The sequence below is a fragment of the Actinomadura formosensis NBRC 14204 genome (assembly GCF_001552155.1).
Lineage (GTDB): Bacteria > Actinomycetota > Actinomycetes > Streptosporangiales > Streptosporangiaceae > Spirillospora > Spirillospora formosensis.
Genome location: NZ_BCQQ01000253.1, coordinates 1 through 3,121, shown reverse-complemented (window position 1 = coordinate 3,121; position 3,121 = coordinate 1). Strand labels below are relative to the sequence as shown.

2 protein-coding genes are annotated in these 3,121 nt (G+C 69.0%); both read left to right on the top strand.

The features are described 5' to 3' along the window. Positions 1-411: 411 nt before the first annotated feature. Positions 412-2,538, top strand: coding sequence for a glycoside hydrolase family 3 C-terminal domain-containing protein (locus tag AF1_RS32220; protein WP_067808068.1), 2,127 nt, complete (start codon positions 412-414; stop codon positions 2,536-2,538). 222 nt (positions 2,539-2,760) lie between these two features. After that, a partial coding sequence (locus AF1_RS32215; RefSeq protein WP_157419417.1) for a hypothetical protein occupies positions 2,761-3,121 on the top strand: 361 nt, incomplete at its 3' end.

Below are 3,121 nucleotides of genomic sequence, written 5' to 3'. Positions count from 1 at the left end.
ACTTCAACAACTATGAAGAGGATAGACTGACCATCCACCATGGTCCCGGGCTATGGACCTTCTCTGCCTCGAGATTCGCAGACCTTCCTGACCGGCCACCCAAGATGGAGAAAATTCCCGGTACCTTCTGCGAGTCCGGACACATCGACTGATCCAAAGTCATGTTCAGCGGCCGTCCGGGCATCTCGCCGCCCGGAGGCGGCCGCAATGGCTGGTTGCACTAAGCAGCGTGGAAGGGCCAATCAAGTACCGTGGCGTGATCACGCAAACCCCAGGTCGCGCGGGGTCGTGTCGCGGTGTCTGCTTGTCAGGAACTTTCCTTGTTGAACCCGTGTACAAGATCGCTTTCCTGGTCTACTGTTTCAGCTCGTGCCTAAGCGGACTTTTTTGGCTGCCGTCGGGGCAGCTGTTGTGGCCACGGGCCTGACCTCCCTCGCGTTCTCGGACACCGGCGCTTCCCGTCCGGCCTCCCTGACCGCCGGCACCTCCGCCGCGCCGTGCGCGACGCCGAAGGGCCGCCCGTGGTGCGACGCTTCGCTGCCTCCGGGCACCCGGGCGAAGCTGGTGGTGAAGGCGCTGACCGGGGACGAGAAGCTCGCCCTGCTGGCAGGCGATGACCTGGTGGGGCCGCTGCGCGCCACCGACGACGCCCGGTTCCGCGCCGGAACCGTGCACGGGGTCGCCCGCCTCGGAATCCCGGACCTGTACCTGGTGGACGCGGGGTCGATGGGCGTCAAGCAGGGCCCCAACACCGCGCTCGCGGCCGGGTTGTCGCTGGCGGCGACGTTCGACACCGCCGCGGCCGGACGGGCGGCAGGGGTGGTGGCCGACGAGGCCGCGCACCGCGGCAACGACGTGGTGCTGGGCCCGGCGGTGGACATCGTGCGCACCCCCAAGGGCGGACGCACCTTCGAGTCCTACGGCGAGGACCCGCTGCTGGCCTCGCGCATGGGCGTGGCCTGGATCAGGACGGTGCAGAAGGCCGGGCTGATGGCCGAGGTCAAGCACTTCCCGGCCAACAACCAGGAAGAGAACCGTTACGCCGTGAACGCGGTCATCGACCAGCGCACGCTGCGTGAGATCTACCTCGCGCCGTTCGAGGCCGCCGTCCGCCAGGGCAAGGTGGCGAGCGTGATGTGCGGCTACAACCTGGTCAACGGCCGGCCCAGCTGTTCGGGCAAGACCCTGCTGGACGGCGTCCTGCGCAAGCAGTGGGGCTTTGACGGCATGGTGGTCAGCGACTGGGGGCTGGCCGCCAAGGACACCGAAGGCTCGATCAAGGCCGGCCTGGACCTGGAGATGCCGGTCGGGGTGCGATACACCCCGCCGGCGCTGGCCTCGGCCCTGACATCGGGGAAGATCACATGGGCCGACATCGACGCCCGGCTACAGGCCCGGCTGCGGGTGATGTTCGCCTACGGCATGTTCGACAAGCCCAAGCGTGCCAATGACGGCGAGGCCGGCTACACCCGCAACGCCGCCACCGCCCAGGACCTGGCCGAGCAGGGCATCACCCTGCTGAAGAACACCGGCGGCGTCCTGCCGCTGAACACCGGCACCAAGGTCGCGGTGATCGGCAGGGCCGCCGACCAGTTCCGCAGCGGCATCGGCTCGATGTACGTCAAGCCGACCTCCACGACCACCCCGCTGCAGGGCATCATCGCCCGCGCCGGCGCGGGCAACGTCACCTACAACGATGGCAGCGACCCGCAGGCCGCGGCCGACACCGCCCGCGCCGCGCAGGTCGCGGTCGTGGTCGCCGCCGACGCCCGCGCCGAGGACGCCGACGTGACCTGCCTGACGCTCAAGTGCGGTACCGCCAAGGACCAGACCCTCGGCGACCAGGACGCCCTCATCGACGCCGTCGCCGCCGCCAACCCCAACACCGTGGTCGTGCTGCAGACCGGCGGCCCCGTCCTGACCCCCTGGGCGGCCAAGACCAAGGGCATCGTGGAGACCTGGTACGCGGGCCAGCGCGGCGGCGCCGCCATCGCCCGCGTCCTGTACGGCGACACCGACCCCGGCGGTCGCCTGCCCGTCAGCTTCCCCGCCACCGAGGGCGACGCTCCCGCCTCCGGCGACCCGGCCCACTACCCCGGCACCGGCGGCAAGGTCACCTACGCCGAGGGCGTCAACATCGGCTACCGCCACTACGACACCCGCAAGATCACCCCAGCCTTTCCCTTCGGCCACGGCCTGTCCTACACCACCTTCAAACTCACCGGCCTGAAGGCGACCCGCACCGCCGTCACCGTGACCGTCACCAACACCGGCAAGCGCCGCGGCCTCGCCGTCCCGCAGCTGTACCTGGGCCTGCGGGCCGCCCCCGGCGCAGCCCAGCCACCCAAACAGCTCAAGGGCTTTACCAAGGCCGGCCTCGCGCCGGGGCAGTCGGTCAAGGTGACCTTCCCGCTGGACGCCCGCGCGTTCGCCTACTGGGACCAGCGCACCCGGGCATGGAAGAGAGCACCCGGCTGCGCCAAGGCCATGGTCGGCACCTCCTCTCGCACCATCGACCTCACCGGCACCATCTGCTAGCCCTACGGCCCATGGACGTTGTGGACAACGGCAGGAGAAGACCGCGAACAGCGTGTACGGGATTTGTATGGATCAGCAAAATCGCGTGAACCATAAGCCGCACGGCGACACCTATAAGCCGTTGTGGCAGGTCTACGGGATCTATAAGGGTGGCGTCGGCTTTGCCTGGGTGGCGTGGTGATCCCGGTTCGGTGCACAGGGCATCGGCGCGGCCGTCTCCTGATGGCCTCGGCCGCCCTGGCCGGGACATTGGCCATGGCGGGGTGCTCGCAGCACGACAAGGCGCCTGAACCGCCAGCGAATGTCACTTTCACCGGCTACGACGACGCCGACCTTCGTGCCCGCGTCGGCGAGGTCATTACCAAGATCCGTCAGCGGGACACCGCTGGGCTGGCCCATCTCGACCTGGACGAGAAGGGCCGACGTGGTGGCCCGGACGCCGACAGGGGCGCCGCCTGGCTGGTCCGGTACTTCGCCGAGCCGCTCAGTGGTCCGGTCCAGGCGGAAATCGATAGTGAGCAGACCGGCCCGCTGGTGCAGGTCTGCCTCACCTACGGCAAGCCGCAGCGTCAAATCATGCTGG